The sequence below is a fragment of the Nocardiopsis sp. NPDC006198 genome, from assembly GCF_040613895.1.
GTDB classification, from domain to species: domain Bacteria; phylum Actinomycetota; class Actinomycetes; order Streptosporangiales; family Streptosporangiaceae; genus Nocardiopsis; species Nocardiopsis tropica.
Window position 1 is genome coordinate 1 of sequence record NZ_JBEXSY010000045.1, and the last position, 26,535, is coordinate 26,535.

Consider the following 26,535-nt stretch of genomic DNA (forward strand, 5'->3'; position numbering starts at 1 on the left):
CCGAAGGCTTCGCTTGTCTGTGGAGGCGGCACGCCTGGTGTTACCGGATCGGTGTTTTTGCCCCTGATCACACCGGTTACCAAACAGGCCCTAGCCGACTCCGCACGACGACGGCCTCCGCTCCCCCCGGGGAACGGGGGCCGTTCTGCGTTCAACACCCCAAGAGACCCATTCGCCACTTTCGCGAGAAATGCTCTTTCACCCACCCCACCTGGAATAACAGTCCCCCCGCCAACTTCCCCCACCTTTCTTCCCCGAAAAGCCCCCACCCCCACCCCGCCCCCCTCTAATCTGACCTCGAACACACAACTCAACAGCCAAATGGCCCCGCGACGGATAGAACCGCCCGGGGCCGTGGCCAGCAACTTCCACCCTTTTCAAGACAAGGATTGCCAGCATGCGCCAGTTTAGCGCCGCCCTTCTGAGCCGTGCCCTCGGCCCGCTCACGGCCCTCCTCACACCCCCGCGCGGACGCCACTCCGCTGCCGCCGCGCGCCGTCGCCGCCGCTCCACCCGCGTCCGCCGCTACGCGCCCGTCCCCGCGACGGTCGGGGCCGCCGCACCTCCGCAGGCCCTCCCGGCCGCCGGACCCTCGGAGCCGCTCCTCCCCGCACCCCGCCTGACGCCTCCGCCCGAGCGGCTCCCCGCCGACGAGCTCGCCCCCGTCCGGACCTACTTCGAGGCCCACGAGCGCGAACTCGACCGTGTCCAGGAGGAGGCCGCCGCGCGTCTGCGCCGCTGGACCGCCGGGGCCGTGCCCCCGCCCGGTGACCTGCTCGCCACGGCCCCCTTCACGACCCCGCCGGTCCCGGTCGCGGTCCCCGCACCGCGCGCACCCATGGCCGCCTGCGAGGACCCCGACGACTGGCGCGCCTTCGCCCGCCTGACCCGCGTCTGGCTCGCCCAGCAGGCCCGCAAGGACGTGGCCGCATGAGGCCCCTCGTCCACTGGGAGCACCGCATGTACTCCGGCGACTTCCGCGAACTCCCCCTGGTCCGGGCGCACCTCGCCCACGACCTCGCCGGGTTCGACCCGGACCTGGTCGCGACCCTCCAGCTGTGCCTGTCGGAGCTGTTCGCGAACACCCTCAAGTACACCGACTCCGGCACCGCGCACGGGGAGGTCCTGCGCGCCCTGTCCATGCCCGACCGCGCCACGCTGCGCCTCTCCGTCAGCGACTCGGGCGGCGGTGGCGGCGTCCCGCGTATCCCGGCCGGGCGCAGCGACGACGAGTGGGGCCAGGCCGAGGGGCAGCGGGGCCTGCTGCTCGTGGAGAACCTGTCGCGGAGGTGGGGACACCACCCGCTCGGGCCGTGGGGCGACCTGGGCACCGGCGTGTGGGCCGAGTTCGACGCGGACCCGGACGCCGTCCCGTCCGGCCTGCGCCCCTACGTCTTCACCCGCGACTGACGTGCCCCGGGCCGGGCGGGAGCGCGCCCCCGCCCGGCCCGGTCGCGGTCAGCGGCCCGCGCTAGAAGGGGCTCTCGGCCCCGGTGAGCTCCAGGCTCGCCTTCCACAGGTCCCGGACGGCCTGCTCGTCGTACGCCTGGCCGTTGGCGCGCATCTCCTCGGTCCCGTTGAAGAAGAGTCCCGTGGTCCCGGACAGCTCCGGGTCGGTGACGAGCCGGCGGGTGGCGGCCACCCCCTGCTCCAGGGTGTCGACGCTGTGGTCGGTCATGTCCCGGACGATCTTGGTCGGCATGAAGGTCGCGGGGTGCAGGCTGTTGACCGTGACCTCGTCGGCGGGCAGCCCCGCGGCCAGCGCGAAGCCGGACATGATCTGGGCGAGCTTGCTCTGGCGGTACGCCCGGGTGCCGGAGTAGTCGTGCTCCAGCATCAGGTCGTCGAAGTCGAGCGGGGTCTGGCCGAGGGAGGCGACGTTGACGACGCGGGCCGGGGCCGAGTCGCGCAGCAGCGGCAGGAGTTCGAGCGTGAGCAGGAAACCGGAGAGGTAGTTGACGGCGAAGCGCAGTTCGTGGCCGTCGGCGCTGGTGCGGCGGTCGCGCCCGTCCGGCTCCCCGGACCCGATACCGGCGTTGCTCACCAGGACGTCGAGGCGGCTCTCGGAGGCGCGGATCTCGGCGGCCATGGCGCGGACCTGGCCGAGGTCGGCCATGTCCGCGACCACCGTGCGCGGCCTGGCCGCGCCGCCCTCCTCGATCCGGTCCGCGATCCGGTCGAGTTTCTCCCGGCTGCGCCCGTGGAGGACGAGGTCGACGCCGTCGGCCGCCAGGTCTTCGGCCAGGCCGAGGCCGAGGCCGTCGGTGGCGCCGGTGATGAGGACGGTGCTGGAACGGGTCACTGCGGACCTCCTGGGTCGCTGGCTGTGCCGACTGGGGTCACGGCGTCTGCACGGGGCGGCCGTGCGTTCGTCGACCGGGGCCGTCTCCCGGGCCGCCGTGTGCCCACCACGCGCCACCATAAGGCATCGAACCCGACATCGAGAGCTGTCGCCCCCGCGCGGGGCCTCCGCACTTCTCCGCCCGGCCCGTACCTCCCTGCACCTTCAACCGCAAAAGAGGTGGCTCCTCCCGAAACAGAAAGTCCCTGTTCCACCGAGGTGGAACAGGGACCGCGATCACTTCCCGTAATGGTACCGACAGGCGGCGATGCGAACCTCGTCACCGCTGATCTTGTACACAAGACGGTGCTCGTCGGTGATGCGGCGCGACCAGTAGCCCTGGAAGCCGTGCCTCAGGGGCTCCGGCTTACCCATGCCGTCGTTCCCGTTGCGTTCGACGTCCTTGAGCAGAGCATTGATGCGTTTCAGAATCTTGCGGTCCTGCCCCTGCCACCAGACGTAGTCCTCCCACGCGCTCTGGGCCCAGACCAGCGTCACTCGGCCAGCTCCCTCTCTATGCCCCTGTCGGACTCCAGCTCCTCGATCGCATCGACCAGGCGACGCGCGTTCTCCGGGCTGCGAAGCAGGTAGGCGGTCTCCCTGAGGGTTTCGTACTCCGACAGCGCCATCATCACCACAGGCTCGTGCCCCGCACGGGTGATGACCACCTCTTCACGGTCGTCCACGACGGAGTCGAGCGTTGCCGCGTAGTTGGCACGGGACTCCGAATAGCTCATCGTTCTCATCGTTTGAACCTCCCGGCGCTGCAACGTACTCGAAAGCTCATTGTACAGAATCACGTACGCAATGGCGGGGAGACGGAGAACCTCTCCTGGAGCTCAGCGCATGCGTGGGGGCGGGGCGCGTGTGCGCCCCGCCCCTCACATGCGCTCGGATACGCGCCCGGCCGCCTACATCGCCAGCGGGGACTCCACCGGCAGGGACGTGTCCGTGGCCAGGTCGAGCGCCGACGGCGGCAGCCCGGCGGCCACCACCTCCGCGCCCAGTGCGGCGATCATCGCGCCGTTGTCCGTGCACAGGCGGGGGCGCGGGACGCGCAGCTCGATCCCGGCGTCCCGGCAGCGCTGCTCCGCGAGCGTGCGCAGGGCCGAGTTGGCCGCCACGCCGCCGCTGATGACCAGGGTGCTCACCCCGTGCTCGACGCAGGCGTCCACGGCCTTGCGGGTCAGCACGTCCACCACCGACTCCTGGAAGGCCGCGGCGATGTCCGCGACCACCAGGGGCAGGCCCTGGCGGTCGGCGTCCTCGACGTGGCGGGCCACGGCGGTCTTGAGGCCGGAGAACGAGAAGTCGTAGGTGCCGTCGCCCCACTTGCCGCGCGGGAACCGCATGGCCTTCGCGTTGCCCTTCTGGGCGGCCTTGTCGATGGGCGGGCCGCCGGGGTAGGGCAGTTCGAGGAGCCGCGCGACCTTGTCGTAGGCCTCGCCCGCGGCGTCGTCGACGGTGTCCCCGAGGGACACCACGTCGGTGGCCAGGTCGTTGACCAGCAGCAGCGAGGTGTGGCCGCCGGAGACGAGCAGGGCGATGGCGGGCTTGGGCAGCGGCCCGTGCTCCAGCTGGTCCACGGCCACGTGGCCCACCAGGTGGTTGACGCCGTAGAGCGGCTTGCCGAGCGCCATCGAGTAGGCCTTGGCGGCGGACACGCCCACGAGCAGGGCTCCGGCCAGGCCGGGGCCCGCGGTGACCGCGATCGCGTCCACGTCGGAGAGCTTGGCCCCGGCGCTGTCCAGCGCCCGCCGGACGGTCGGGGTCATCGCCTCCAGGTGCGCGCGGCTGGCCACCTCGGGCACGACCCCGCCGAAGCGGACGTGCTGGTCCACGCTGGAGGCGACCGAGTCGCCGAGCAGTTCGCAGCCGCGGACGAGGGCCACGCCCGTCTCGTCGCAGGACGACTCGATCCCCAGGATCAGCGGCAGGTCACTCATGGGTCCCCTTCTCCGCGACGCGTCGCATGACGAACGCGTCGGCCCCGTTGTAGTAGCCCCGGCGGACACCGATCTGCACGAAGCCGAACCTCTTGTACAGGTCCTGGGCGCGCGGGTTGTCCGAGCGGACCTCCAGGAACATGTGGGTGACGCCGCGGGCGGCGGCCCGGTCGAGGAGTTCGGTGAGCAGAGCGCTCCCGATCCCCCGGCCCCAGACCTGCTCGGACACGGCCATGGTCTGCACGTCGCCCTCGGGCGGGACGAACCTCAGCCCCGCGTAGCCCACCACGGTGTCGCCGCTCTCGGCGACCACGTAGTGGCGGGTGGGCTCGGCCAGCTCGTCGCGGAGCATGTCCTCGCTCCAGGCGTCGAGCGGGAACAGGGCGCGCTCCAGCGTGATGACCGCCGGGACGTCGTCGGCGGTCATGGCGCGCAGGCGCACGGCGGACGGGCCCACGGCGTCCGGGGCCCGGCCGGCGGCGTCGTTCACTTCACCCACTGGCGCACCTTCTTCGGGGCTCCGGGCACGACCGCGTCCGGACGGCGCAGGTAGAGGGGGTTGGGCGCGGGGAGCTCGACGCCCCGGGACAGGCGCAGCAGGGCCAGTTCGGCCATGGCGGCGGCGTCCGGGTGGAGCGGCGCGGGGTCGGCCGTGCCCGCGCCGAGGACCTCCGCGTACATCCGGGCCCCGTCGCCGACCAGCGGGAGGCCGCCGGTGTCCAGTTCGGCGGGCCTGGCGACCCCGACCTCTCCCACGCGGGTGAGGCGGTCGTCGTAGCGCGCCCAGAACACCTCCTTGCGGCGGGCGTCGGTCATCGCGAGGAACGGCTCGGTGCGCCCGGTCGCGAACGCGAGCGCGTCCAGCGTGGTGACGCCGTGGCAGGGGACGCCGAGGGCGTCGGCCAGGGCGTGCGCGGTGGCCAGCCCGACCCGCAACCCCGTGTAGGGGCCGGGGCCGATGCCGACCGCGATGGCGTCGAGGTCGGCCAGGGTGATCCCGGCCTCCTCGGTCAGCCGCTGGACGGTGGGGCTGAGGAGTTCGCCGTGGCGGCGGGCGTCCACGGAGGAGGCGCCGGCGCGCAGGGTGAACGCCCCGTCGGGGGCGCTCTCCCCGATCGCGGCGGTGACCGCCGGGGTGGCGGTGTCGAAGGCCAGGAGCAGCACGGGTTTTTCCGCCTATCCGAGCCCGGCGTCGGAGCCGGGCAGGTCGATGGGAGCGTCGGCCGGGGTGTCCTCCCCGGAGCCGGCGCCGTCGGCAGCCGCGGCTCCGGGGGACCCGTCGTGGGCGGGGGTCGGACCGGAGCCCTCCCCGCGGGGCAGTTCGACCCCGGCCCACCGGTGGCCGACGGCGCGCAGGTGCACGGTGCGGGAGTCGTCGCGGTGCCGCTCGATCCGGATCTCCAGCCGGTCCTCGGACAGCTCCTCGGCGACGCCCTCGCCCCACTCGACCACGGTGACGGAGTCGGGCAGGGTCATGTCGAGGTCGATGTCGTCGATCTCGTCCGGCCCGCCGAGCCGGTAGGCGTCCACGTGCACGAGGGCGGGACCGCCGACCAGGGACGGGTGGACGCGGGAGATGACGAAGGTCGGGGAGGTGACCGACCCGCGCACGCCGAGGCCCGCGCCGAGGCCCTGGGTGAGGGTGGTCTTCCCCGCTCCGAGCGGCCCGGACAGGATCAGCAGGTCGCCGGGGCGTGTGAGGGCCGCGAGGTCGCGGCCCAGGGCGCGCATGGCGTCGTCCGTGGCGGCGGTGACCTCGCGGACGGTGGACACGGTGGTTGCTGTCACGTCTGTCATCGGGCTCGCTGCTCGTCGTGGGATGTGGTCGGTCGGTGGCCGGGCGCGCCGGGCCGGGGCGTCCGCCGGGGACGTGTCGGCCCGCGGGCGCCGCCCGCACGGGTTCGGGACCGCCGGGGCGCCCCTGCGTCGGGGCGTGCCGGAAGTGACCTCTTCACCCAGGTTAGGCGGGGTGGGGGGCGTCTGTGACCGGTTCTCGGCGACCGGTCAGGATCCCGCGCCGACGTACTCGCGCGGAACCCGGGCGCCCACCCTGGTGACGATCTCGTACGGGATCGTGTCCAGGACCGCGGCCCAGTCCTGGGCCGTCGGGACCCCCGGGGTCTCCCCCGGGTCGCCGAACAGTACCGCGTACTCGCCGGCCTCCACCCTGTCGTCCCCCACATCGAGAACGAACTGGTCCATGCAGACTGTTCCCGCGATGGTGCGGACGCGGTCCCCGAGGAGCACGGGGCCCTTGTTGGTGGCGGCCCGGGGGACCCCGTCGGCGTAGCCGAGCGGCACCAGGGCCAGGGTGGTCTCGCGGTCGGTGACGTAGCGGTGGCCGTAGGAGACCCCGCTCCCCGCCCCCACGCGCTTGGTGAGGGCGACGCGGGAGCGCAGGGTCATGGCGGGCCGCAATCCGGGCAAGGAGAAATCGGGGATTGGGGACAGGCCGTAACTCGCGATCCCGCCGCGCACGAGATCGAAGCGCGTCTCGGGCAGGGTGAGCAGCGCGGCCGAGTTCGCGATGTGCCGGACCTCGGGGGCCAGGCCGACCTTGTCGGCGATCTCCAGCGCCTCGTGGAAGTTGGAGAGCTGGAGGCCGATCGACGGGTGGCCGGGCTCGTCCGCGCAGGCGAAGTGCGACCAGATCCCGGAGACGCGCAGGTGTCCGTCGTCCTCGGCGCGGGCCGCGGCCTCGGTCAGCTCCGCCCAGTCCGCCGCGCTCACGCCGCCCCGGTTGAGACCGGTGTCGATCTTGAGCTGGACGCGGGCGGTGCGGCCGAGGCGGCGGGCCTCGGAGACGATCTCGTCCAGGACCGCGCGGTCGCTCACCCCGAGGTCGATGTCGGCACCGACGGCCTCTCCGACGGGTTCGCCCGGGGGGATGATCCAGGCCAGGACCGGGACGGTGATCCCGGCCCGACGGAGCTGGAGGGCCTCGCCGATGAGGGCCGTGCCCAGCCAGGACGCGCCGCCCGCGATCAGGGCCCGCGCGGCGGGGAGCATCCCGTGCCCGTAGCCGTCGGCCTTGACCACACCCATCAACGGGGTGCCGCCCGCGTGCTCGCGGAGCAGGCGGGCGTTGGAGGTGAGCGCGTCCAGGTCGACGCGAGCGTGCGCGAAGTGAGCCATGTCCCCAGTGTTCCACGTGTGGGAGACCCGTGTGGAGCTGCGGGTATGTGGTCCGCGCCCGGGGCCGGGCGCCTCGGCCGCAGGCTGATTCATGCCGGTTGACCAGGTAACTTGCCGTTTTTCATGGTCACTCGTAGTAAACGGGGGAATGCGGGGTATGACCGGCCTCGAAGCCGTATCAGGGGGTACCGGCATGACCGAGTTCGGAAGAGAACGACCCGTCAACACCACGCGTCTCTGGTCGGGTGGCCTCGCCACCGCGGTCGTCGCGGCTCTGGTGATCTTCGCGGGCGCCTTGGTTTTCCGCGGGGTGTTCGACGTACCGGTGCTCGCACCGGAGGAGGCGGGGAACCTGGGCGACGCGAGCACCGTCGCATACGCGCTCATGGCCGCTGTCGCGGCCCTGCTCGCCACCGCTCTGATGCACCTGCTGCTGCTCTCGGCCCCGAAGGCGGGGACCTTCTTCGGCTGGATCGTCGGTCTGGCGACCGCGATCGCGGCCGTGGCCCCGTTCAGCCAGGGCGACGAGACCGCCAGCCAGGGCGGGACGGCGGTGATCAACCTGGTCACCGGCGTCGTGATCATCACCCTGCTGCGGAGCGTGGGGCGCACCTCCACGCTCAACAGGCGGCGGCCCGGCGCGCCCACGACGGCCCAGAGCATGCAGGCCGCGCAGACGCCCGGGGCGACCGTCAGCCCCATCGGGGAGACCCCGCCGCGACCCCGCGAGGACCAGGAACACGTGGTTCCCGCCCACCCCGAGGAGCCTGCCCTGAAGCACGAGGGCATCCTGCCCTCCGTGAGCCAGGAGGAGTACCACCGCACCCAGGTGCGTGCTCAGGACCAGGACGCGGAGGAGGAGCAGGCCAGGGTGGAGCAGATCAGGGAGGAACGGGCCCGCCAGGACCCGAGGACCCTGTAGGCGCCTCCTCCCGAGAGGGACGTGTGGCACGCAGGTGACGAGCAGTGCGCGAGGGGCGGAGCCGACCGGCTCCGCCCCTTCCGCGTGGCCGCTCCCGGCCACACCGGCGTGGCCCGGGACACAGTCCCAGGAGGGTCTCGGGCCGGTTCTTGCCGGTCGGCCCCCGCCTGACCTGAGCCGATGCCGGTCGGGTTCCCTCAACCCCGTACCCATGGGCGAATCGTCCCCTCCCGTCCGCTCCCCCGGGTGTCGGTGGAGCACGCTAAAAAGGAACTATGCCTACATTCCGTACGTCGCATCTGTCGAACGGTGAAGGCTCACCGCAGTGGCCGGACCGGTCCGCGAGGAGGCTGTCCCACACCTGGAGAGAGGCGACCGCCCCGTGAGACGCACGACGTTCCCGACGCCCCGGACCCCGCGCACCCCGCCCGTGTCCGTCGTCGCGGCGCCTCCGGGAGGGGGACTCCGGTGAAGTTCGCCCATGTGTCCCCCGACCACGACGGCGGGACGCCGTCCCCGGGCGCACGGGGACGGGAAGGGGACGAGGATCCGGCCGCGGAACCCTCCGCACCGCTCCACGTCCTCGGGCTCCAACGGACCTCCGAGTACATGCGCCTGCGCGCCCGCACCGACCTCGCGCGGACCCGCCCGGCGCTGAACCGGCTGCTCCACGCCGTCGAGGCCGCCCGGGCCCAGGCCGCCCCTCCGCCCGGCCCCGGCGACGCCGCCGACGCGGAGGTGTTCCGTCCCGAGAGCTTCCGTCCCCGCCCGCAGACCCCGCCCCCGTGACCAGTGACCGGAGGACACCGTGACCGCTTGGAACATTCAGCCGGCAGAGGTCGGCGCCGTGCTCACCACCACCATGTCCTACCTCGGCGAGGAGGGAGGGGGCGAGGGCCTGTTCGGTGACATGGAGACGATCGAGCAGCGCGTCACCTCCCTCAGCACACACATCAACAGCGCCCCCATCGGGATCGCCCTGGGCGAGTTCGCCGGACACTACTTCGGCCTCATGGGCGACATGCTCGCCCTGACCTCCAACGCCGTCCGGCAGACCAGCGAAGCCACCACCGCCTACGTCGAGGGGAACCGGACGATGGCGCTGGAGGCCCAGCAGAACGCGGGCGTCGTCCCCGACCCGCCGCCGCCCCCGCCCGGCCCGGGGAACGCCCAGCTCGTCTGACCCCGCCCCGCCCTCCCCCGGAACCCCCTCCCCCGGAGTACACCTGTGCCCCCAGCACCAGACGTGCCGACCTCGACCACGCCCCTGACCACCGATGAGCAGGTCAACATGCTCACGGACGGGGACGACAAGATCAGCCCCGCGACCTTCCCCGTCCCCACCGCCTCCCCCGGCTACATCGAGACCCTCGCCGCCGCCCTCCGCACCGCCGGCCAGTCGGTGGCCGACACCGGGAACGACATCGACTCGTCCTGGGGCGCGCTCACCTCCAGCTACAAGGCCCCCGAGGCGGACGAGCTCTACACGGTCCTGGGCCCCGTGGCCCGTGACGGCGACGATGTCCTGACCGGTCTGAACAACGCCGCGAACGCGCTGGAGAACTTCGCCGAGGACCTGCGCGGCATCAAGAGGCGCTGGAACTCCCTGCGCACCGAGGCCTACACGTTCCGGGCCCGCATCGACGCCAAGGGCGACGACTGGCGCGACGCCGAGGGCGTGGCCGGTTTCTTCGGCATCGGCGAGAGCCCCGACGTGGAGGAGAACAGCCGCCTCATCAGCGAGGGCACCGGCATCATCGAGGACTACGAGGCGGCCGAGCGCGACTGCGCCAACCAGATCAACCACTACGTCCCCGACCGCACCGGGTTCGAGGCGATGCCCTCCGGCGGGGGCGAGCTGGACCCCGACGTGTTCTACCACGGGTACGAGGACAGCCTGTCGGACCTGGCCACCGAGTGGGACATGGGCGGGGCCACCACCGACGAGCACTGGTGGGTCGACGCCGGGGCAGCGGTGTGGGACTTCGGGGTCGGAGCGGTCGAGGGCACCGGGGCGATGCTGGGCATGCACAGCTCCGAGGGGTGGTTCCAGGCGTCCTGGGGCGACGCCCTGTGGGAGTACCACGAGGGCAACGTCCAGTCCGTGGCCTCCCTGGTGGGCATGTACGACGGCGAGTCCGACAGCTGGGGCTGGGCCGGCGGGGACGCGCTCGGCTCGGCGTGGAAGGACCTGGCCCACTCGGTGGTGCCCTGGGAGGAGTGGGGCGAGCGCCCCGGGTACGTCATCGGCACCGCCGCGCTCAACATCGTCGCGATGGTCGGCGGCGCCGCCCTGACCGCGACGGGCGTGGGCGCGGTCGTGGGCGTGCCGCTGATGGCCTGGCGCGGGATGGCCATCGTCGACGGGATGGGCGGACGCGGCGGCGGCTCGGGCTCCGGTTCGGGCACGAACGTGGACGTGGACCTGCCCGCCGGGATCCCGAACTACGGAGGACTGAACTCCCCGATCGCGAGCCTGGACGCGAGCTCCTTCGACCGGGGCGACTACAGTCCGGCGCAGTGGACGGAGCTCCAGACCCACCTGGACCGGTGGGCGTCCGCCTCCGACAGCGGCGGGGGGTCCTCGGACCCCGGCGGCCGTCCCGGGGCGCCGGGCCGTCCCGCGCAGCCGCGGAACGACCGCGACGAGCAGGACCCCGCCCGGCAGGTCGACCCCACCGCCCAGCAGCTGGCCGACGGCGAGGCGTTCTGGGACATCGTGGAGCAGCCGGACCTCGCCGAGGTCGATCGCGCGGCCGATCGGGACAACCAGCCGCGGATCCAGGAGGTCGCGCGGGAGTCCCAGACCGACCCGAACGGTCCCAGGGGCTCCGCGGAGGGCCGCTGGACCGCGGCCGAGCTCCTCGACGGCCCCGAGGGCGCCGGCGACCGGGTCCCCGCCGGTGTGGGCGGACGGGGCGACGACACCCTGACCGCCGAGCGCGACGTCCCCGTGTCGCCCCCCGACCGGACGGTGAATCTCACCGACGGCACCGGACGCGGATCCGACGGTGACCGGGTGGGGGAACGGGACCCGCGTACCGACACGGATGCGCGGAACCGGCCCGGGGACGGCCCCGAGAACCGGCGCGACGTGCCGAACGACCGGCACGGGGCCGACATGCGGGACCGGAACCCGGACGTCCGCAACAGCGCCGACGGCGGCGACCCGCCCAAGCGCACCCCTTCCGGCGAGGACCGTGTCGACGCCCGTATCGATGCCCGGACGTCCCCCCTGGACCCGAGCGGCAGGAGCGACACGGACGGGGCGTCCTCGGGTTCCAGGACGCACAACGACGGGCACGACGGTGTGTCCGCCCGCCCGGCCTCCGGTCCCGACTCTCCCGATCTCCAACGCGACGGCAGCGACGGCAGCGGTGATGCCGATTCACGCTCGTCCTCCGCTGATAATGGGCCGGATGGTCGGCAGGAAGAGCCGCTTCCCGTACCCAAGACACGGGAGGAGGCACAGGCGAGGGCCCGCGACATCCTCGGCACCATGGACCTCGGCACCGGTACCGACTTCAGGGACAACTTCGTCGACCTCGTCAACGACAAGAAGTACGGAGCGCTTCTGGAAAGGGCCTTCTACAACACCCTCGGCCACAGGTACAGGGAGGGTCTCAGCATCAATGGGCAGCCCATCCCCAGTCTCACAAGGGCCGACACAGGTGATCCATGGATCGCCAGGGACGCCCTTCCTCCGCCCGAGGCTCCCTTCTATCTCCCTGGAGAGATTAAGGGCACCCGAGCAGGAATAACGATCCAAGTCCTTCGAAATCTGGACAGGTTTGCCAATCTCCGTCAAATTTCCCTGGATGCTTACAACCCTCTGAACAGGATCGTCCAGGGACTCAAGGCGAAGTATGCGAACACCCCTTCAAGTTCCGTCAACCAGGACCTCGCAAGGGCTCGTGAAATCCGGAAGCCCATGGGGAGGATGAGAACCCGCCTCACTGAGAGGTTCGGCGACAAGTCCGCCGAACAGGCGGTGAGAGACACCTTCAACGGATCCGAGGTAACTTTTGAAGAACCCTTGAGGAACCCAGACGGGAAACCTGTCAAGGACTCCGAGGGCAAGGTGGTCACCACCACGTGGCGGGGCACTCTTCCGGAACTAGCAGAAAGCGAGCCCGGAAGGCCGAACCCCATTCCGGTCAGCGATAACGCCCCCAAGAACGGCAACCACCAGTTCGACCAGATCTGGCGAACCGCCGACGGCGGGCTTGTTATCGTGGAGGCCAAGAGCAGCCTCGACACCGGTCTCAACGAACGAACCATCAAAACTGCCGACGGACCCAAGCGGGTCCAACAGGGGACGCGGGAGTACTTCAACGATATCCTGAAGAGAATGATCAAACGAGGAGGCGAGGAGCTAGAGCTCGCCCTGGAGATCCAGGACATGATGATCGAGAGCCCGGAAAAACTCCACTATGTAGAAGCGAAGGGCGATCCAGATAAATCCGGGAAATACAGGGGGAACTCTATGAAATTCTTTGACATCCGAGAGGAAGAAGAATGACCGTACACATCCCCAGCCACGATCTCTCCCAGAGAACAGATCCAGGCCATCGGGAAAGAAGCCGGGCAACACGTGAGAAGTATGCTTTGTTCCTCGAGTCGAAACCATCAGGTGTCGACGTCATGGTGGGAACCTTGCACATCGACGTGATGTTCGGTACCGCGGTCGACCCCGAGGTCTCACTCCTGGAGACCTGGGAAGCCTGGACCGCCGACATGCAGATGCACCACGCCCTGTTCGCAGTGCAGACCAACCCTAGAGACACCGAACTCGAGCTGATGGTCAACCACAGGCTTCGGCGGACCAAGGCGACCGGCCCCAAGACCTCTACAAATGCAAGCAATTGGACGACTGCCTTCTTCCTCGCCGTGGTGTGCCGCGACCAGAAGCGCTACCGGGAACTATGCGAGATACCCGTCGACCTGCTTCGTGAAGCAGGCGAGAGAAAGGGCACCCGGTACAACCCCTTCACCTACCACTGGATCTCCGCTCTCCAGAATTTCGTCCTTAACCGGCCCGGCCTGGGAGAAGAACTCCTGGCCGCCATGGAACTGTCCACCCCCGAACGGGTCGACTTCGGCGACACGGAGAGCCTCGACAAACTTGTCTTCCCCCCCATGAACGCCTTCCTCCGCCTGGTGGAGCGTGACAGCGCCAAGTTCAACGAAGCCCTGGCCCAAGGTCTGGCACTGCACGGTGATTACTACACGGCCGACGCAGAACGGGCCGAGGACATCGAGGGCGTGGTCCCCCTCGGCCTCCTGGCCATGGCGTGCCTGGCCTACGACACCGCGGAACAGGACCCCGACTTCCGGCTCGAGGTCGAGTCCGGGTACCTGCCCAAGCACCTCGTCCAGCGCAGCTGGTACGGCGAGTTCCCCACCTGAAAGTCAATTGTTCAAGCGAGCCCTAAATTATGTACGGCATCAAAAAAGGCCACATGGGGCCACTCGAAGAGCAGCATGCGATAAATGATATCGCATCCGCCCTCCCCGCTTTTTTTCCCGAGGAGTGGAGGGCCGCCATCTACCATGTGAGTATCATGGGTCGCTACGCCAACGAGCTCATCGAAGTCGAAAAAGGGAGCGGAGAGATAGTCCGAACAGGACTTCCACTCGACTCGGGAATGAAATGCATGAAACTACGAGCAGGAATGTACAAGGAGAACGAGGGGACATGGTTCTCCTTGAAGTTGAAACTGTGGAACACGGGAAGGTACAGGTCAGAATTAGACTACGACAACCCTCCTGATTTCCTTTTCGATGCAGATCTCCGCGAATACCTCCGAGAGGTGAAACTTTTTCCGCGCAGTGAGGAATTCATGCCGACCTGGCTACGCGAAAAGGTTGACGAGGCAAATTCTGACCGCAGGAACTGAGGGCTTCGGCAAGTCTCTTTCCGCGAACACCGTTCTCAGCTCGGCTCACCCAGCAAGATCGCGCGGCACAGCCGCCCCACCGCTGACCTCCGGCCAGGCTCTTGGCCGGACCTGGACAGATTTCCTCCCGACCGTCCGAACGATCCCCCGTACCGGCTGCGGGCGTCTCCGGACCGACCCCGGTCCCGGAGCCGGGCGCCCCGTCAGCCGTTGACGAGGGTGTCGGCGTGGCGGGGGCTCAGGCAGTGCTCGATGACCATGACGGCCGCGCCGACCACGCCCGCACCCTCCCCTGCGCGGGAGGAGACGATGCTCAGGTGCTCGGTGGCCAGGGGCAGTGAGCGCTGGTAGATGATCTCGCGGACCCCGGCGAGGAGGTGGTCGCCCGCGAGGGCGAGCGCGCCGCCGATCACGATGACCGACGGGTTGAACATGTTGACGGAGGCGGCGAGGACCTCCCCGATGTCGCGCCCGGCCTGGCGCAGGGCGCGCAGTGCGGGGACCGACCCGTTGCGGGAGAGCTCCACGACGTCGCGGGCCCCCGACGCCGGGACGCCCGCCCCGGTGAGCGCGGCGGCCAGGGCCGCGCCGCTGGCGACGGCCTCCAGGCAGCCGGTGTTGCCGCAGCGGCAGGGCTTGTCGCCGCCGCTGGGCACGTGGATGTGCCCCATGTCCCCGGCGGCCCCCTGGGCGCCACGGTAGACGCTGCCCTCGCTGACGATGCCGCAGCCGATGCCGGTGGCGACCTTGACGAACATGAGGTGGCTGGCGTCCGGCCAGGCGGTGTGGTGCTCGCCGATCGCCATGATGTTGACGTCGTTGTCCACCAGGACCGGCACGTCGAGCCGGCCGCGCACGTGGCCGGGCACGTCGAAGTTGTCCCAGCCGGGCATGATCGGCGGGTTGACGGCGCGCCCGGTGGAGTGCTGGACGGGGCCGGGCAGGCCGATCCCCAGGCCGAGGAGTTCGCCGACCCCGCGGCCCGCCCCCTCGAGCAGGTCCCTGCCGTTGCCGACGACCCAGTCCAGGACGGTCTCGGGCCCCAGCGCGATGTCCAGGTCGGCGCGCTCCTCGGCCAGCACGGTCCCCGACATGTCCGTGAGCGCGAGGCGGGCGTGGGTGGCGCCGAGGTCGGCGGCGAGGACGACGCGGGCCCCGGGTCGGAACGAGAAGGTCGTCGGGGGCCGGCCGCCGGTCGAGACGGCCTCGCCCGCGGGGCCGATGAGCCCGCTGGCGAGCAGGGCGTCCACGCGCTGGGTGACGGTCGAGCGGGCCAGGCCGGTCACCGACGCCAGTTCCGAGCGGGTGCGCGGCCGGCCGTCCCGCAGGAGCCGGAGCAGGGTTCCCGCACCGGGTGCGGCGGTCGGGGCGGCAGCGGCGAGCAGGTCCGTCACGCCTCGACTCCCCGGGTCAGTGAGCGCGTCTTCCGTCATGCGAACAGTGAAGCACAGGACTCCGGGCCACCCGGACCGACTCTAATGTTCCCACGTCAGTCAACTTCTGCTTGACGATCGACATAAGTCGGGCGTACTGTTCGCCGCATGTCAGTGAGAAAGGTCACAAGCCTGGGTGAAGTGGTCGGACCCGGTCCGACCACGCCCAACGCCTACCGCGCCGCGGTGATCGGCACCGGCTTCATGGGACGGGTCCACTCCCACGCCGTCCGTGCCGCCGGCGGCGAGGTCGTCGGGGTCGCGGGCTCCTCGCCGGCCAAGGCGGAGGGGTTCCGGCTCGCCAACGGCATCGCCCACGCGCACGCCGACGCCCTCGAACTCATCCACCGCGAGGACGTGGACGTCGTCCACGTCTGCACCCCCAACCACCTCCACGCCCCGCTGAGCCTGGCGGCCCTCGCCGCCGGGAAGCACGTCGTCTGCGAGAAGCCCCTCGCCACCGACGCCGACACCGCGAGGAGCCTCGTGTCCGCCGCGCGGGAGGCCGACCGGGTCGCCGTGGTGCCCTTCACCTACCGCTTCCACCCCATGGCCCGCGAGGCCCGCGCCCTGGTCGCCTCCGGGTCGATCGGCCGCGTCAGCCTCGCCCACGGCGGCTACCTCCAGGACTGGCTCCTCTACCCGGAGGAGGACAACTGGCGGGTCGACCCGGAGATCGGCGGTCCCACCAGGGCCTTCGGCGACATCGGCTCGCACTGGTGCGACATGCTGGAGTTCGTCACCGGCGACCGCATCGCGACCGTGTGCGCCCAGACCTCCCGCGTCAACGACACCCGGGACGGCCGCCCCGTCGCCACCGAGGACCTGGTGTCCTTCCAGTTCTCCACGGCCGGCGGCACCATCGGCAGCGCGGTGATCAGCCAGGTCTCCCCCGGCCGCAAGAACCAGCTGGTGCTGGAGGTCTCCGGCACCGAGGGCTCCCTGGCCTTCGACCAGGAGCGGCCGGAGACCCTCTGGGCGGGCAGCCGCGGCCGCACGGGGACCATCACCCGCGACGACCCGGCGCTGAGCGCCGACGCCGCCCGCCTGGTCACCGTCCCGGTCGGCCACCCCCAGGGCTACCAGGACTGCTTCAACGCGCTCGTCCGCGACACGGGCGCGGCCATCGCGGGGCAGGCCCCGGAGGGCCTTCCCGTGTTCGCCGACGGCCTGCGCGCCGCCGTCATCGCCGAGGCCGTCATGGCCTCCGCGCGGGAGCGCCGCTGGGTCGACGTCCCGGAGGTGGACGCGGTATGACCGCCTCCCCGCCGCCCGGCCCCGCGTCCCCCGCTCCACCTCCCCCGGCCCCCGCGGAACCCCTCCTGCGGATGCGGGGGATCACCAAGTCCTTCCTCGGCGTGCGCGTGCTGCACGGCATCGACCTGGACCTGTACCCGGGGGAGGTGCACGCCCTCGTCGGGGAGAACGGCGCCGGCAAGTCCACCCTGATGAAGGTGCTGGCCGGGGTGCACCGGGCGGACTCGGGCACCGTCGAGCTGGCCGGGTCGCGCGTCTCCTTCGAGCACCCCGTGCAGGCCCAGCGCGCCGGGGTGGCCACGGTCTTCCAGGAGTTCAACCTCCTCCCCGAGCGCACCGTCGCCGAGAACGTGTTCCTCGGCCGCGAGCCGCGCCGCAGGGGCCTCGTGGACGGCCGCGCCATGGAGCGGGCCACCGCCGCGCTGCTCGCCGACCTCGACCTGGAGGGCATCGCCCCCTGGACCAGGGTCCGGTCCCTGTCGGTGGCCGAGCAGCAGATCGTGGAGATCGTCAAGGCGCTGTCGCACGACGCGCGCATCATCTCGATGGACGAGCCGACGGCGGCGCTGGCCGACCACGAGGTGGAGGTCCTGTACCGGATCATCGGCCGCCTGCGCGAGCGCGGCGTGGCGGTCCTCTACGTGTCGCACCGCATGAAGGAGATCTTCGACCTGGCCGCCACCATCACCGTCCTCAAGGACGGCGACCTGGTGGAGACGGTCCCGGCGGAGGGGATCGGGCCCGCGGAGCTGGTGCGCCGGATGGTCGGCCGACCGGTGTCGTCGGTCTTCCCCGAGCGCCTGGAGCCCCGCGGCGACCGCGTCGGCGAGGTCAGGCTCTCGGTCAGGGGCGGGGGCAACAGCCAGCTGGACGGGATCGGGTTCGAGGTGCGCGGCGGGGAGATCCTGGGGCTCGGGGGCCTCCAGGGCAGCGGCCGCACCGAGGTCGCCCACGCCCTGTTCGGCATCGCCCGCTTCACCCGCGGCGAGGTCGCCGTGGACGGCAGGCGGATCGATCCCCGCTCCCCGCGCCGGGCGGTGCGCGCCGGGCTGGTCCTGGTGACCGAGGACCGCAAGGCGCAGGGACTGGCGCTGAACCAGTCCGTCACCGCCAACGGCCGCCTCGTCCTGGACGCGGTCCTGCCGTTCGGGTCGGCCCGCCGGGTCCGGCGGCTGCCCGGCATCCTCTCCTCCCTGGAGCTGGTGACGCGCGGCGGCAACGACCAGGAGGTCCGATACCTGTCGGGGGGCAACCAGCAGAAGGTGGTCCTGGCCAAGTGGCTGGCCACCGAACCCGGCGTGATCGTCCTCGACGAGCCCACCCGCGGCATCGACGTGGGCGCCAAGCAGGCCGTCTACCGGCTGATGCGCGAGCTCGCGGCGTCCGGGGCGGCGATCGTGCTGATCTCCTCCGAACTCCCCGAGCTGATCGGGATGGCCGATCGGCTGGTCGTCCTCGCGGACGGGCGGATCGCGGGCGAGCTCCCCGGGGGGTCGACCGAGGAGGCCGTGATGGCCATGGCCACCGGTTCCCACGGCGACCCGCGGGCGGACGCCCCGGCCGCCGGGGACCCCCGCGCCGCGGCCCCGCTCTCCGGCGGCTCCGCGGCCGATCCCCGCTCCGGCGACGGTGCCGGCCGGGCCGCCAACCCCGGACCCGGCCGCCGCCCCGACAACGACCGCGGCTCCGGCCCTCCCCCCGGCGCCGTGCGCCACACCGACAGCGGCAGCGGTCCCGGCCCCGACAGCGGCGGCGGCTCCCCCGCACGGCACGAGGAGGCCGCACCGTGACACGCGCCACCACCTCCGTCCGGGGCCTGTGGTCCCGGCTCGGCACCACGGGGCCGGTCTACCTGGCCCTGGTGCTGCTGCTCGCGGCGAGCGCCGTCTACGTCGCCACGCGCGGCGGCAACCTGTTCACCACCGCCAACACGGTCGACCTGTTCACCCGCAGCAGCCTGCTCGGGTTCCTGGCCATCGGCCAGACCCTCGTCATCCTGTGCCGGTCCCTCGACCTGTCGGTCGGCTACGTCGCCGCGCTCTCCACGGTGGTCGCGGCGACCACCATGGCGGGCGACCCCTCCCGGATCCTGCTCGGCGTCGGGGCGGCCCTGGGCCTGGCCGCGCTGATCGGCCTGGCCAACGGCCTCGTGGTGACCCGGCTGCGGGTCAACCCGTTCATCACCACGCTGGGGATGGGGTTGATCATCAAGGGCTACCTGGACACCAACTTCCAGGGCCCCGCCGGGGCGATCCCCGCCGCCTTCCAGACCTTCGGCTACACGCGGATCGGCGTCCTGCCGGTCTCCACCCTCGTCATGCTGGGCCTCGCCGCGGCCGCCGTGCTGTTCCTGCACCGCACCCGCACGGGCTACCACATGTACGCGGTCGGCGGCGACGCCGAGGTCGCGCGGCTCTCCGGCGTCCGCGCCGGGATCCCCACCGTCACCGCGCACGTGCTGTGCTCCGTCACCGCCGGGGTGGCGGGCCTGCTGCTGGCCGCCAGGTTCGGCACAGGCAGCGCCACCGTCTACGGCAACGGCTACGAGCTGGAGGCCATCGCCGCCGTCGTCCTGGGCGGCACCTACCTGCTCGGCGGGCGGGGAGGCGTGGCCGGGACGATCGCCGGGGTGTTCATCCTCGCCACGCTCGACACGGTGTTCAACGTCCTGGGCGTCGACCCGTTCGTCAAGGACGTGATGCGCGGCGTGATCGTCATCGCCGCCGTCGCCGTCTACGCCCGGGGCAGGCACTCGCGTGCCGCCGTCCGGGTCCGCTTCCCCTCCGGCGGCGCCCCGCCGCCGCCCGCCCCCGATCCCGGGCCCCGACCCGAGCCGGAACCCCTGGGAGGCCGCCGATGACCTCGCCCACGACCGCTCCCCCCGCACCCCGCGGACGCGTCCCGGGCGCGCTCGCGGCGCTGGGCCGGGGAGGCGCCCCGACCGTCGCCCTGCTGCTGGCGCTGATCTTCGCGGTCATCGCCACCCAGAACCCGTCGTTCTTCGAGGGCCCGCCGCTGATGGCGTTCGCCAAGAAGGCCGCACCGCTGGTGATCCTCGCGATCGGCCAGTACCTCGTGATCGTCTCCGGCGAGTTCGACCTCTCGGTCGGCTCGCTGGTCGGGGCCCAGGTGGTGATCGCGGCCCGCCTCATCGACGGGGAGGAGGCCATGACCCTGCCGGTGATCGGCGTGATGCTGGCCTTCGGCCTGCTGATCGGCCTGGTCAACGGCCTCGTCACGACCCTGCTGAGGGTGCCCTCGATCATCACCACCCTGGGCACGATGCTCATCCTGTTCGGGGCCGTCCGGTACTGGACCGGGGGCGCGCCCACCGGCGCCCTGTCGGAGGCCTTCCGCGTCCCCGGCCGGGGCGGCGTCGAGGACCTGCCCTTCCTCGGCCAGCTCCCGTGGGCGCTGGTGATCGCGGCCGTCATCGCCGTCGCCGGGGTGCTCCTGATGCGCTCGCCCTACGGCCGCTCCCTCATCGCGACCGGCGACAACGACGTCGCCGCGGCGTTCTCCGGGGTGCGGGTGTGGCGGGTGCGCACGCTGGCCTTCGTCGGCTCCTCCCTCCTGGCCACCGTCGCCGCGGTCCTCATCGGCGGATACGCCGGGGTCACGGCGCAGGTCGGGCAGGGCCTGGAGTTCACCGCCATCACCGCCGTCGTCCTGGGCGGGGTGGTCCTGGGCGGAGGACGCGGCACGGTGGTCGCCGCCGTCCTGGGCGCCGTCACCGTGGAGGCGCTGTTCACCCTGTTCAACCAGCTCTACCTGCCCTCGACCATCCAGCCGACGGTGCAGGGAGTCATCATCATCGCCGCGGTGGCCTATGCGTCCCGCCGGGGCGACCTTCGACTGCCGGAGCGCCTGCGACGGCGACCGGACCATCCGACCGAGCGGCCGCTCGGCACTTCCAGGAGGTAACCATGCGCGTCCCCCGCGTGCTGCTCGCCGGCGCCGCCGGCCTGACACTGATGCTCACGGCGTGTACGACCGACGCGCCGGAGGACGGCGCCGCCGGCGAGGAGGGCGGCAGCGAGCTCGCCCCCAGCGAGGAGTGGTTCGACCAGGCCGAGTACGACGCCCAGCTCGCCCAGCGCGAGATCACCCCGGAGGGTCCCGAGGACGAGCCGTGGATGCAGGCGATCGAGCCGGAGTGGATCGACACCTCCGAGTTCGCCCACGACTCCCCCGAGGACGCCACCCTGTGCTTCTCCAACGCCTCGGTGTCCAACCCGTGGCGGGTCACCGGCTTCATCACCATGGAACAGCAGGTGGAGGCCCTCCAGGAGGAGGGCGCCATCGGTGACTTCCGGGTGTCCGACGCCGCGGACGACGACAACCAGCAGATCTCCGACATCCAGGCGTTCGTGGACTCCGGGGACTGCGACGCCATCATCATCTCGCCGTCCACCACCGCCACCCTGACCCCGGCGGTGGAGACCGCGTGCGAGAGCGGTGTCCCGGTAGTGGTCTTCGACCGCGGGGTGAACTCCGACTGCATGGTCACGTTCATCCACCCGATCGGCGGCTACGCCTACGGGGCGGACGCCGCGGAGTTCCTGGTCGACAACCTGGAGCCCGGCTCGAACGTGCTGGCGCTGCGCATCCTGCCCGGCGTCGACGTCCTCGAGCACCGCTGGGCCGCCGCCCAGGAGATCTTCGGCGCCAGCGAGCTCAACGTGGTCGCCGACGAGTTCACCGAGGGCGACGGGGCCAGGATCAAGGACCTGGTCTCCCAGCACCTCCAGCGCGGCGAGATCGACGGCATCTGGATGGACGCGGGCGACGGGGCCGTCGCCGGCCTGGAGGCCTTCGAGGACGCGGGTCAGCCCTACCCGGTGATCGCGGGCGAGGACGAGCTGAGCTTCATGCGCAAGTGGGACGAGGAGGGCCTCACCGCCATCGCCCCGGTCTACTCCAACTTCCAGTGGCGTACGCCGGTCCTCGCCGCGAGCATGATCCTCGCCGGCGAGGAGGTCCCCTCGGAGTGGATCCTCCCGCAGGCGCCCATCACCCAGGACGAGCTGCCCGAGTACCTGGAGCGCAACGCCGACATGCCGTCGCTGCACTACGCGAAGTTCGGCGGCGAGGACCTGCCGGGCTTCCCCGAGGCCTGGACGGACCGGTAGATGCGCGCGCTGGGGGTCAACACCTGGGTGTGGACGTCGCCCCTGACCGACGCCGGGCTGGAGCGGATCGCCCCCCGCGTGGCGGAGTGGGGGTTCGACGTGATCGAGCTCCCGGTCGAACAGGTCGGCGACTGGGACCCCCGGCGCGCACGGGCGCTGCTGGACGGGCTGGGGCTCGGCGCCACCGTCGTGCTGGTCATGGGACCGGGGCGGGAGCTCGTCGCGACCGACCCGGCCACCCGCTCGGCCACGCAGGACTACCTCAAGCGGGTCGTGGACGCGGCGGCGACGGTCGGCTCCCCCGTCGTCGCCGGCCCGGCCTACGCCTCGGTCGGCCGCACGTGGAGGCTGTCCCCGGACGAGCGCAGGCGGGCCGGTGCGGAGCTGGTCGAGGGGCTCGCCCCCGTGGTCGGGCACGCCTCGGCCACGGGGGTCTGTGTGGCGGTCGAGCCGCTCAACCGGTACGAGACGAGCCTGGTCAACACGGTCGACCAGGGCATGGCGATGCTCGCGGACCTGCCGGCCGAGCACTGCGGGCTGGCCCTGGACGTCTACCACATGAACATCGAGGAGCAGGACGTGGCGGCGGCGATCGGCCGGGCCGCCGGGCGGATCAAGCACGTGCAGGTGTGCGCGAACGACCGGGGCGCGCCGGGGGCCGACCACCTGGACTGGCGCGGCATCCTGGCCTCGCTGGACGCGGCGGGTTACGACGGCCCCCTGGTCATCGAATCGTTCACGGCGGACAATGCCAGCATCGCCACGGCGGCCTCCGTCTGGCGACCCCTGGCGGCGTCGCAGGACGCGATCGCCGTCGACGGCCTGGCCCACCTGCGTTCACTGACCTCCTGAAGGGAGACGCCGTGCGTCGGAGCGAACCGCTCGCGGCCGTGACCGCACCACGGACCGCGGCGCCCGGGCCGGGCCGCAAGCCCTCACCCCCGCTCGGTGCCGCGCTCACCGGAAAGCGCCATCTGAAGTCGGGCGGCTCCACTCTTCCCGAGGAGACGTCACGATGTCCACACGCAAACCCCCCTCCGACACGGTGCCCGAGACGCAGGACGGGGCAGCCCCCGCCACGGCCGCCACATGGTGGCTGACGGCCTGCTCGCTCGTCCTGGTCGGCGCGCTCGTCGCCGCCTCCGTGGTCTTCCTCGGCCGTGACGGCGCCGGCTCCGCCGCCGCCCCCGCCGGGGAGGCCGCCGCCTCACCGGTCGACGACCTCGTCGAGCACACCCGCATGGCCGTGGAGGGCCTGACACCGATCGTGGAGGACATGGAGGAGTTCCTGCCCACCGACGGATCGCACCCGCCGCTGGACACGACCGACGCCGCGACCGTCAACTCCTGGCGGACCGGCGTCCAGGAGGCCGCCGGGCACTTCGGCGACCCGCCGTCCGACGCGTCCTCCCACAGCGTCGCCCACACCGGGCTGACCTCGTCCGTCCGCCTCCTGTCCATGGCGGTGGAGACCTACGCCAAGGCGGCGCAGGCCGAGGACGAGGAGCTGCGCATGGACGTGCTGCACATCGCCATGGACCTGCGCAACGAGGCGGTCGTCTCCTGGTCGGCCGCCGCCACCCAGCTCGACCTGCTGAGCCTGGAGGCCGGCGGGGAGCACGTCCACCTGTACCTGCCCGCCGTCCCCGGCGCGCTCCGGCCCGACGGAGCGGAGGAGGGCGGCGGGGACCCCGCGCCCGCGGACGGGCACGGCGACGACCACTGATCCGCAACCCACCGACGACCCCCCGACCACGGAGACAGCGAACATGCCGCGACCAGTCACCCTTTTCACCGGCCAGTGGGCCGACCTGCCCTTCGAGGAGGTGTGCTCCCTGGCCTCCTCGTGGGGCTACGACGGCCTGGAGGTCGCCTGCTGGGGCGACCACCTCGACGTCACGCGGGCCGCCGTGGACGACGACTACGTGCGCGACAGGCTCGACGTCCTCGAGCGCCACGGCCTGGGCCTGTGGGCGATCTCCAACCACCTGCTCGGACAGGCGGTCTGCGACGACCCCATCGACCACCGGCACCGGGACATCCTGCCCTCCCGCGTGTGGGGCGACGGGGACCCGGAGGGCGTGCGGCGAAGGGCCGCCGAGGAGATGAAGACGACCGCCCGCGCCGCCGCGAGGCTCGGCGTGTCCACGGTCGTGGGCTTCACCGGTTCGGCGATCTGGAAGTACGTGGCGATGTTCCCGCCGGTGGGCGAGGACGTCATCGAGGCCGGCTACCGGGACTTCGCCGACCGGTGGAACCCCGTCCTGGACGTGTTCGACGAGGTGGGGGTGCGGTTCGCGCTCGAGGTGCACCCCTCCGAGATCGCCTACGACTACTGGTCCGCCCACAAGGCCCTGGAGGCCGTCGGCCACCGGCCCGCGTTCGGCCTGAACTGGGACCCCAGCCACATGGTGTGGCAGGACATCGACCCGGCCGGGTTCCTCTGGGACTTCCGCGACCGGATCTACCACGTGGACTGCAAGGACACCCGCAGGCGCACGGGCAACGGCCGCAACGGCCGGCTCGGCTCCCACCTGCCGTGGGGCGACCCCCGCCGGGGCTGGGACTTCGTGTCGACCGGGCACGGGGACGTCCCCTGGGAGGACTGCTTCCGCACGCTGAACGCGATCGGCTACGAGGGGCCGATCTCGGTGGAGTGGGAGGACGCGGGCATGGACCGCCTGGTCGGGGCGGCGGAGGCGGTCGACTTCGTCCGCTCCCACGCCTACGACCCGCCGGAGTCGTCCTTCGACTCGGCCTTCGGCTCGGACTGACGGGACCGCCCGGCCGCGCCCGCGCCGGGCCCGGGGCCGTCCCTCCCCGCATCCTCCCGGGGAGGGGCGGCCCCGCCGCCGTAGGGGGACGCGGCGGGCCCGGTCACATCATGGGGGCGATCACCACGCGGAAGCGGTCGCCGTCACCGGTGCGGACGTCGCGCCGGAAGTCGTTGACCCGGTTGACGGAGGTCTGCACCGCGTCGCTGCGCAGGGCCCCGGTGTCGGCGGTGGGCAGGTGCTGCCGTACGGCCAGGACCGCCTCGTCGACGGACATGGCCGTCCTGTGCTGCTCTGGGGTGACGTGCAGTCCGTCGTGGGTGAGGCGGCTGATCACGATCCGGAACATACCGGGCTCCCTGCGGCGTCGGGGGGGTTGACACCGGCATTCTCCCCCATCGCCTCGACCCCTGGGAATGCTCAGACCTCCAGATCCCCCTCGATGCCCTTGAGCCTGTGTCTGGCCAGGGCGAGGTTGCCACGGGCGCGGTCCAGCGCCAGGTACAGGAAGAGGCCCTGCCCCTTGCGGCTGGTGAGCGGCCGGATGACGTGGTACTGGCCGGACAGGGTGATGAGGATGTCCTCGATCGCGTCGTTGAGGCCCAGCTGGTCCATGGTCCGCATCTTCGCGCGGACCACCTCGGTGTTGCCCGCCGCGGCGACGGTGAGGTCGAGGGTGTTCGTGGACGAGAGGGTGCCCAGCGCCATTCCGCTGCTGTAGTCGACGACGGCGGCGCCGATGGCCCCCTCGATCTGCATCATGTCCTTGAGACCGGATTCGATGTTCGGCATGTCCTTCTCTCTCCTGGGTGTAGGTCGGCGCCGGGCCTTCAGGTCGGCCATCCAACGGCGGGGCCCCTGTACGCCCCGCCGGGGCGAGGCTCCCGAGGTCATGCGACCCCCACGTCCGGCCGGGGACGGTCGGCGGACAGGGTGCGGAGCGCGGTGAGGACCCGTTCCAGGACCCGGCGGTCCACGGACGCGGCGGCCCGGGCGGGGGGACGGGCGGGGTCGCCGCCGCGGCGGGGAGGCAGGTCGCCGTCCTGCCGGGGGCGGGGCGGCGAAGGCACCGCGACCGTGCGGGCGAGCCGCCTCAGGCGCCGCAGGGCGTAGCCGAGGTTGCCCTCGTCCCGTGCCATCCACACCTGGAGGCACAGGTCGGGGTCGTCGAGCACGGCGAGCAGCAGGCAGCGGTCGGTCCCGGTGACGACCATGTCCTCCAGGTCCCCGACGGCCCACAGCGGACCGCCGTGGACGGCTTTCAGGATCGCCTCGGCGTCGTCCGAGCGGTCGTCCGCGCCGACGCGTGCCAGGGTGCGGCCGCCCCGCCAGTCGACGAGGCCGACACTGTGCACTCCCGGGGTCTGGAGCATCTCCCGCATCTGCTGGTCGAAGGCGCGCACGGCGGTCCTTTGCGAGAAAGGGGCCGTTCGGCGACCGGCCCGCTGTGAATCAGGCAGTCCTTTGCGGACACCACGAGAATAAGGCTATTCTCGCGAATCTGCAGGTTTTTGCGTCATGTGTTTTGTTTTGCCTGATAGGAGGCCCTGCACGTCATTTACTGCCGAAAATCCCTTGAGGGGAACGTACCTCCCAGACCCGAGAACGACAGTGATCGACCGGAAGAATCCGGTCGATCACCTTTTTTGTCCTGTGCGGCTTTCAGGCCCTACGCCCCGGAACGGACGCCCGCGG

27 protein-coding genes and 1 pseudogene are annotated in these 26,535 nt (G+C 71.6%); 16 read left to right on the forward strand and 12 right to left on the reverse strand.

Annotated elements, in window-relative coordinates:
* Nucleotides 1-397 precede the first annotated feature (397 nt).
* Both ABZ234_RS24390 and ABZ234_RS24395 read left to right on the forward strand, forming a co-directional pair.
* Complete coding sequence (locus ABZ234_RS24390; RefSeq protein ID WP_355013569.1) at nt 398-934, forward strand: hypothetical protein; 537 nt, start codon at nt 398-400, stop codon at nt 932-934.
* Entirely contained in the window at nt 931-1,410 is a 480-nt protein-coding gene (locus ABZ234_RS24395; RefSeq protein WP_355013570.1) for an ATP-binding protein, read from the forward strand. The genes ABZ234_RS24390 and ABZ234_RS24395 overlap by 4 nt, the downstream gene beginning before the upstream one ends.
* A 61-nt stretch (nt 1,411-1,471) precedes the next feature.
* On the opposite strand, the gene ABZ234_RS24400 is transcribed toward ABZ234_RS24395, so the two are convergent.
* The 8 genes and pseudogenes from ABZ234_RS24400 to alr all read right to left on the reverse strand — a co-directional run bounded on the left by ABZ234_RS24400 (nt 1,472) and on the right by alr (nt 7,422).
* On the reverse strand, nt 1,472-2,302 hold the full coding sequence (locus tag ABZ234_RS24400; RefSeq protein ID WP_355013571.1) for an SDR family NAD(P)-dependent oxidoreductase: 831 nt from the start codon (nt 2,300-2,302) through the stop codon (nt 1,472-1,474).
* Nucleotides 2,303-2,578: 276 nt separating this feature from the next.
* Nucleotides 2,579-2,839 (reverse strand): Txe/YoeB family addiction module toxin, encoded by a 261-nt coding sequence (locus ABZ234_RS24405; protein WP_355013572.1) that lies wholly within the window; start codon nt 2,837-2,839, stop codon nt 2,579-2,581.
* Nucleotides 2,836-3,087, reverse strand: coding sequence for a type II toxin-antitoxin system prevent-host-death family antitoxin (locus ABZ234_RS24410; RefSeq protein WP_344180055.1), 252 nt, complete (start codon nt 3,085-3,087; stop codon nt 2,836-2,838). Before ABZ234_RS24410 ends, ABZ234_RS24405 begins: the two co-directional genes overlap by 4 nt.
* A 165-nt stretch (nt 3,088-3,252) precedes the next feature.
* On the reverse strand, nt 3,253-4,287 hold the full coding sequence (gene tsaD, locus ABZ234_RS24415; protein ID WP_355013573.1) for a tRNA (adenosine(37)-N6)-threonylcarbamoyltransferase complex transferase subunit TsaD: 1,035 nt from the start codon (nt 4,285-4,287) through the stop codon (nt 3,253-3,255).
* A complete protein-coding gene (rimI, locus tag ABZ234_RS24420) occupies nt 4,280-4,714 on the reverse strand; it encodes a ribosomal protein S18-alanine N-acetyltransferase (RefSeq protein WP_355013596.1) in 435 nt (144 codons plus the stop codon). The genes tsaD and rimI overlap by 8 nt, the downstream gene beginning before the upstream one ends.
* Before the next feature lie 59 nt (nt 4,715-4,773).
* Nucleotides 4,774-5,451, reverse strand: coding sequence for a tRNA (adenosine(37)-N6)-threonylcarbamoyltransferase complex dimerization subunit type 1 TsaB (gene tsaB, locus ABZ234_RS24425; protein ID WP_355013574.1), 678 nt, complete (start codon nt 5,449-5,451; stop codon nt 4,774-4,776).
* A 150-nt stretch (nt 5,452-5,601) separates the two neighbouring features.
* A pseudogene (gene tsaE / locus ABZ234_RS24430) lies at nt 5,602-6,084 on the reverse strand (tRNA (adenosine(37)-N6)-threonylcarbamoyltransferase complex ATPase subunit type 1 TsaE); the annotation flags it as partial.
* 207 nt (nt 6,085-6,291) lie between these two features.
* Nucleotides 6,292-7,422, reverse strand: a complete 1,131-nt coding sequence (alr, locus tag ABZ234_RS24435; RefSeq protein ID WP_355013575.1) for an alanine racemase — start codon at nt 7,420-7,422, stop codon at nt 6,292-6,294.
* Between the two features lie 193 nt (nt 7,423-7,615).
* Here alr and ABZ234_RS24440 point away from each other — a divergent pair, with 193 nt between their 5' ends.
* The 6 genes from ABZ234_RS24440 to ABZ234_RS24465 all read left to right on the forward strand — a co-directional run bounded on the left by ABZ234_RS24440 (nt 7,616) and on the right by ABZ234_RS24465 (nt 14,244).
* Nucleotides 7,616-8,344, forward strand: coding sequence for a DUF6069 family protein (locus tag ABZ234_RS24440; protein ID WP_355013576.1), 729 nt, complete (start codon nt 7,616-7,618; stop codon nt 8,342-8,344).
* Nucleotides 8,345-8,812: 468 nt separating this feature from the next.
* On the forward strand, nt 8,813-9,133 hold the full coding sequence (locus ABZ234_RS24445; RefSeq protein ID WP_355013577.1) for a hypothetical protein: 321 nt from the start codon (nt 8,813-8,815) through the stop codon (nt 9,131-9,133).
* Between the two features lie 19 nt (nt 9,134-9,152).
* Nucleotides 9,153-9,527, forward strand: coding sequence for a DUF6507 family protein (locus tag ABZ234_RS24450; RefSeq protein ID WP_267948061.1), 375 nt, complete (start codon nt 9,153-9,155; stop codon nt 9,525-9,527).
* A 45-nt stretch (nt 9,528-9,572) separates the two neighbouring features.
* On the forward strand, nt 9,573-12,866 hold the full coding sequence (locus ABZ234_RS24455; RefSeq protein ID WP_355013578.1) for a hypothetical protein: 3,294 nt from the start codon (nt 9,573-9,575) through the stop codon (nt 12,864-12,866).
* A gap of 122 nt (nt 12,867-12,988) precedes the next feature.
* Nucleotides 12,989-13,753: an immunity 49 family protein gene (locus ABZ234_RS24460; protein WP_355013579.1), complete on the forward strand. Its 765-nt coding sequence runs from the start codon at nt 12,989-12,991 to the stop codon at nt 13,751-13,753.
* A gap of 53 nt (nt 13,754-13,806) precedes the next feature.
* Nucleotides 13,807-14,244 (forward strand): hypothetical protein, encoded by a 438-nt coding sequence (locus tag ABZ234_RS24465; RefSeq protein WP_355013580.1) that lies wholly within the window; start codon nt 13,807-13,809, stop codon nt 14,242-14,244.
* A gap of 203 nt (nt 14,245-14,447) precedes the next feature.
* Here the strand turns inward: ABZ234_RS24465 and ABZ234_RS24470 are convergent, their stop codons facing one another.
* The gene (locus ABZ234_RS24470) at nt 14,448-15,677 is read right to left on the reverse strand and encodes an ROK family transcriptional regulator (RefSeq protein WP_344180038.1); all 1,230 of its coding nucleotides are present in this window, start codon (nt 15,675-15,677) and stop codon (nt 14,448-14,450) included.
* Between the two features lie 114 nt (nt 15,678-15,791).
* Here ABZ234_RS24470 and ABZ234_RS24475 point away from each other — a divergent pair, with 114 nt between their 5' ends.
* From ABZ234_RS24475 to ABZ234_RS24510, 8 genes are all read left to right on the forward strand, one after another.
* Complete coding sequence (locus ABZ234_RS24475) at nt 15,792-16,934, forward strand: Gfo/Idh/MocA family oxidoreductase (protein WP_355013597.1); 1,143 nt, start codon at nt 15,792-15,794, stop codon at nt 16,932-16,934.
* 71 nt (nt 16,935-17,005) lie between these two features.
* Nucleotides 17,006-18,724 (forward strand): sugar ABC transporter ATP-binding protein, encoded by a 1,719-nt coding sequence (locus ABZ234_RS24480; RefSeq protein ID WP_355013598.1) that lies wholly within the window; start codon nt 17,006-17,008, stop codon nt 18,722-18,724.
* Nucleotides 18,721-19,794: an ABC transporter permease gene (locus tag ABZ234_RS24485; protein WP_267948057.1), complete on the forward strand. Its 1,074-nt coding sequence runs from the start codon at nt 18,721-18,723 to the stop codon at nt 19,792-19,794. Before ABZ234_RS24480 ends, ABZ234_RS24485 begins: the two co-directional genes overlap by 4 nt.
* Complete coding sequence (locus ABZ234_RS24490; protein WP_355013581.1) at nt 19,791-20,858, forward strand: ABC transporter permease; 1,068 nt, start codon at nt 19,791-19,793, stop codon at nt 20,856-20,858. Before ABZ234_RS24485 ends, ABZ234_RS24490 begins: the two co-directional genes overlap by 4 nt.
* A 2-nt stretch (nt 20,859-20,860) precedes the next feature.
* Entirely contained in the window at nt 20,861-22,066 is a 1,206-nt protein-coding gene (locus ABZ234_RS24495; RefSeq protein WP_267948055.1) for a substrate-binding domain-containing protein, read from the forward strand.
* The gene (locus ABZ234_RS24500; RefSeq protein ID WP_267948054.1) at nt 22,067-22,918 is read left to right on the forward strand and encodes a sugar phosphate isomerase/epimerase; all 852 of its coding nucleotides are present in this window, start codon (nt 22,067-22,069) and stop codon (nt 22,916-22,918) included.
* A gap of 163 nt (nt 22,919-23,081) precedes the next feature.
* Nucleotides 23,082-23,792 carry a hypothetical protein gene (locus ABZ234_RS24505; protein ID WP_355013582.1) on the forward strand — a complete coding sequence of 237 codons (711 nt, stop codon included), beginning with the start codon at nt 23,082-23,084 and terminating at the stop codon, nt 23,790-23,792.
* 43 nt (nt 23,793-23,835) lie between these two features.
* Nucleotides 23,836-24,840: a sugar phosphate isomerase/epimerase family protein gene (locus ABZ234_RS24510; RefSeq protein ID WP_344180025.1), complete on the forward strand. Its 1,005-nt coding sequence runs from the start codon at nt 23,836-23,838 to the stop codon at nt 24,838-24,840.
* A 103-nt stretch (nt 24,841-24,943) separates the two neighbouring features.
* On the opposite strand, the gene ABZ234_RS24515 is transcribed toward ABZ234_RS24510, so the two are convergent.
* The 3 genes from ABZ234_RS24515 to ABZ234_RS24525 all read right to left on the reverse strand — a co-directional run bounded on the left by ABZ234_RS24515 (nt 24,944) and on the right by ABZ234_RS24525 (nt 26,243).
* The gene (locus ABZ234_RS24515) at nt 24,944-25,189 is read right to left on the reverse strand and encodes a hypothetical protein (RefSeq protein ID WP_330156694.1); all 246 of its coding nucleotides are present in this window, start codon (nt 25,187-25,189) and stop codon (nt 24,944-24,946) included.
* 71 nt (nt 25,190-25,260) lie between these two features.
* A complete protein-coding gene (locus ABZ234_RS24520; protein WP_267948050.1) occupies nt 25,261-25,632 on the reverse strand; it encodes a hypothetical protein in 372 nt (123 codons plus the stop codon).
* Nucleotides 25,633-25,730: 98 nt separating this feature from the next.
* Nucleotides 25,731-26,243 (reverse strand): hypothetical protein, encoded by a 513-nt coding sequence (locus tag ABZ234_RS24525; protein WP_355013583.1) that lies wholly within the window; start codon nt 26,241-26,243, stop codon nt 25,731-25,733.
* Nucleotides 26,244-26,535 lie beyond the last annotated feature (292 nt).

Bases quoted from the DNA above. Each gene is read 5' to 3' on its own strand.
- ABZ234_RS24390 (WP_355013569.1), top strand. From the start codon at position 398: ATGCGCCAGTTTAGCGCCGCCCTTCTGAGCCGTGCCCTCGGCCCGCTC.
- ABZ234_RS24395 (WP_355013570.1), top strand. From the start codon at position 931: ATGAGGCCCCTCGTCCACTGGGAGCACCGCATGTACTCCGGCGACTTC.
- ABZ234_RS24410 (WP_344180055.1), bottom strand. From the start codon at position 3,087: ATGAGAACGATGAGCTATTCGGAGTCCCGTGCCAACTACGCGGCAACG.
- tsaD (WP_355013573.1), bottom strand. From the start codon at position 4,287: ATGAGTGACCTGCCGCTGATCCTGGGGATCGAGTCGTCCTGCGACGAG.
- rimI (WP_355013596.1), bottom strand. From the start codon at position 4,714: ATGACCGCCGACGACGTCCCGGCGGTCATCACGCTGGAGCGCGCCCTG.
- alr (WP_355013575.1), bottom strand. From the start codon at position 7,422: ATGGCTCACTTCGCGCACGCTCGCGTCGACCTGGACGCGCTCACCTCC.
- ABZ234_RS24440 (WP_355013576.1), top strand. From the start codon at position 7,616: ATGACCGAGTTCGGAAGAGAACGACCCGTCAACACCACGCGTCTCTGG.
- ABZ234_RS24460 (WP_355013579.1), top strand. From the start codon at position 12,989: ATGGTGGGAACCTTGCACATCGACGTGATGTTCGGTACCGCGGTCGAC.
- ABZ234_RS24465 (WP_355013580.1), top strand. From the start codon at position 13,807: ATGGGGCCACTCGAAGAGCAGCATGCGATAAATGATATCGCATCCGCC.
- ABZ234_RS24470 (WP_344180038.1), bottom strand. From the start codon at position 15,677: ATGACGGAAGACGCGCTCACTGACCCGGGGAGTCGAGGCGTGACGGAC.
- ABZ234_RS24480 (WP_355013598.1), top strand. From the start codon at position 17,006: ATGCGGGGGATCACCAAGTCCTTCCTCGGCGTGCGCGTGCTGCACGGC.
- ABZ234_RS24490 (WP_355013581.1), top strand. From the start codon at position 19,791: ATGACCTCGCCCACGACCGCTCCCCCCGCACCCCGCGGACGCGTCCCG.
- ABZ234_RS24495 (WP_267948055.1), top strand. From the start codon at position 20,861: ATGCGCGTCCCCCGCGTGCTGCTCGCCGGCGCCGCCGGCCTGACACTG.
- ABZ234_RS24500 (WP_267948054.1), top strand. From the start codon at position 22,067: ATGCGCGCGCTGGGGGTCAACACCTGGGTGTGGACGTCGCCCCTGACC.
- ABZ234_RS24505 (WP_355013582.1), top strand. From the start codon at position 23,082: ATGTCCACACGCAAACCCCCCTCCGACACGGTGCCCGAGACGCAGGAC.
- ABZ234_RS24510 (WP_344180025.1), top strand. From the start codon at position 23,836: ATGCCGCGACCAGTCACCCTTTTCACCGGCCAGTGGGCCGACCTGCCC.
- ABZ234_RS24515 (WP_330156694.1), bottom strand. From the start codon at position 25,189: ATGTTCCGGATCGTGATCAGCCGCCTCACCCACGACGGACTGCACGTC.
- ABZ234_RS24520 (WP_267948050.1), bottom strand. From the start codon at position 25,632: ATGCCGAACATCGAATCCGGTCTCAAGGACATGATGCAGATCGAGGGG.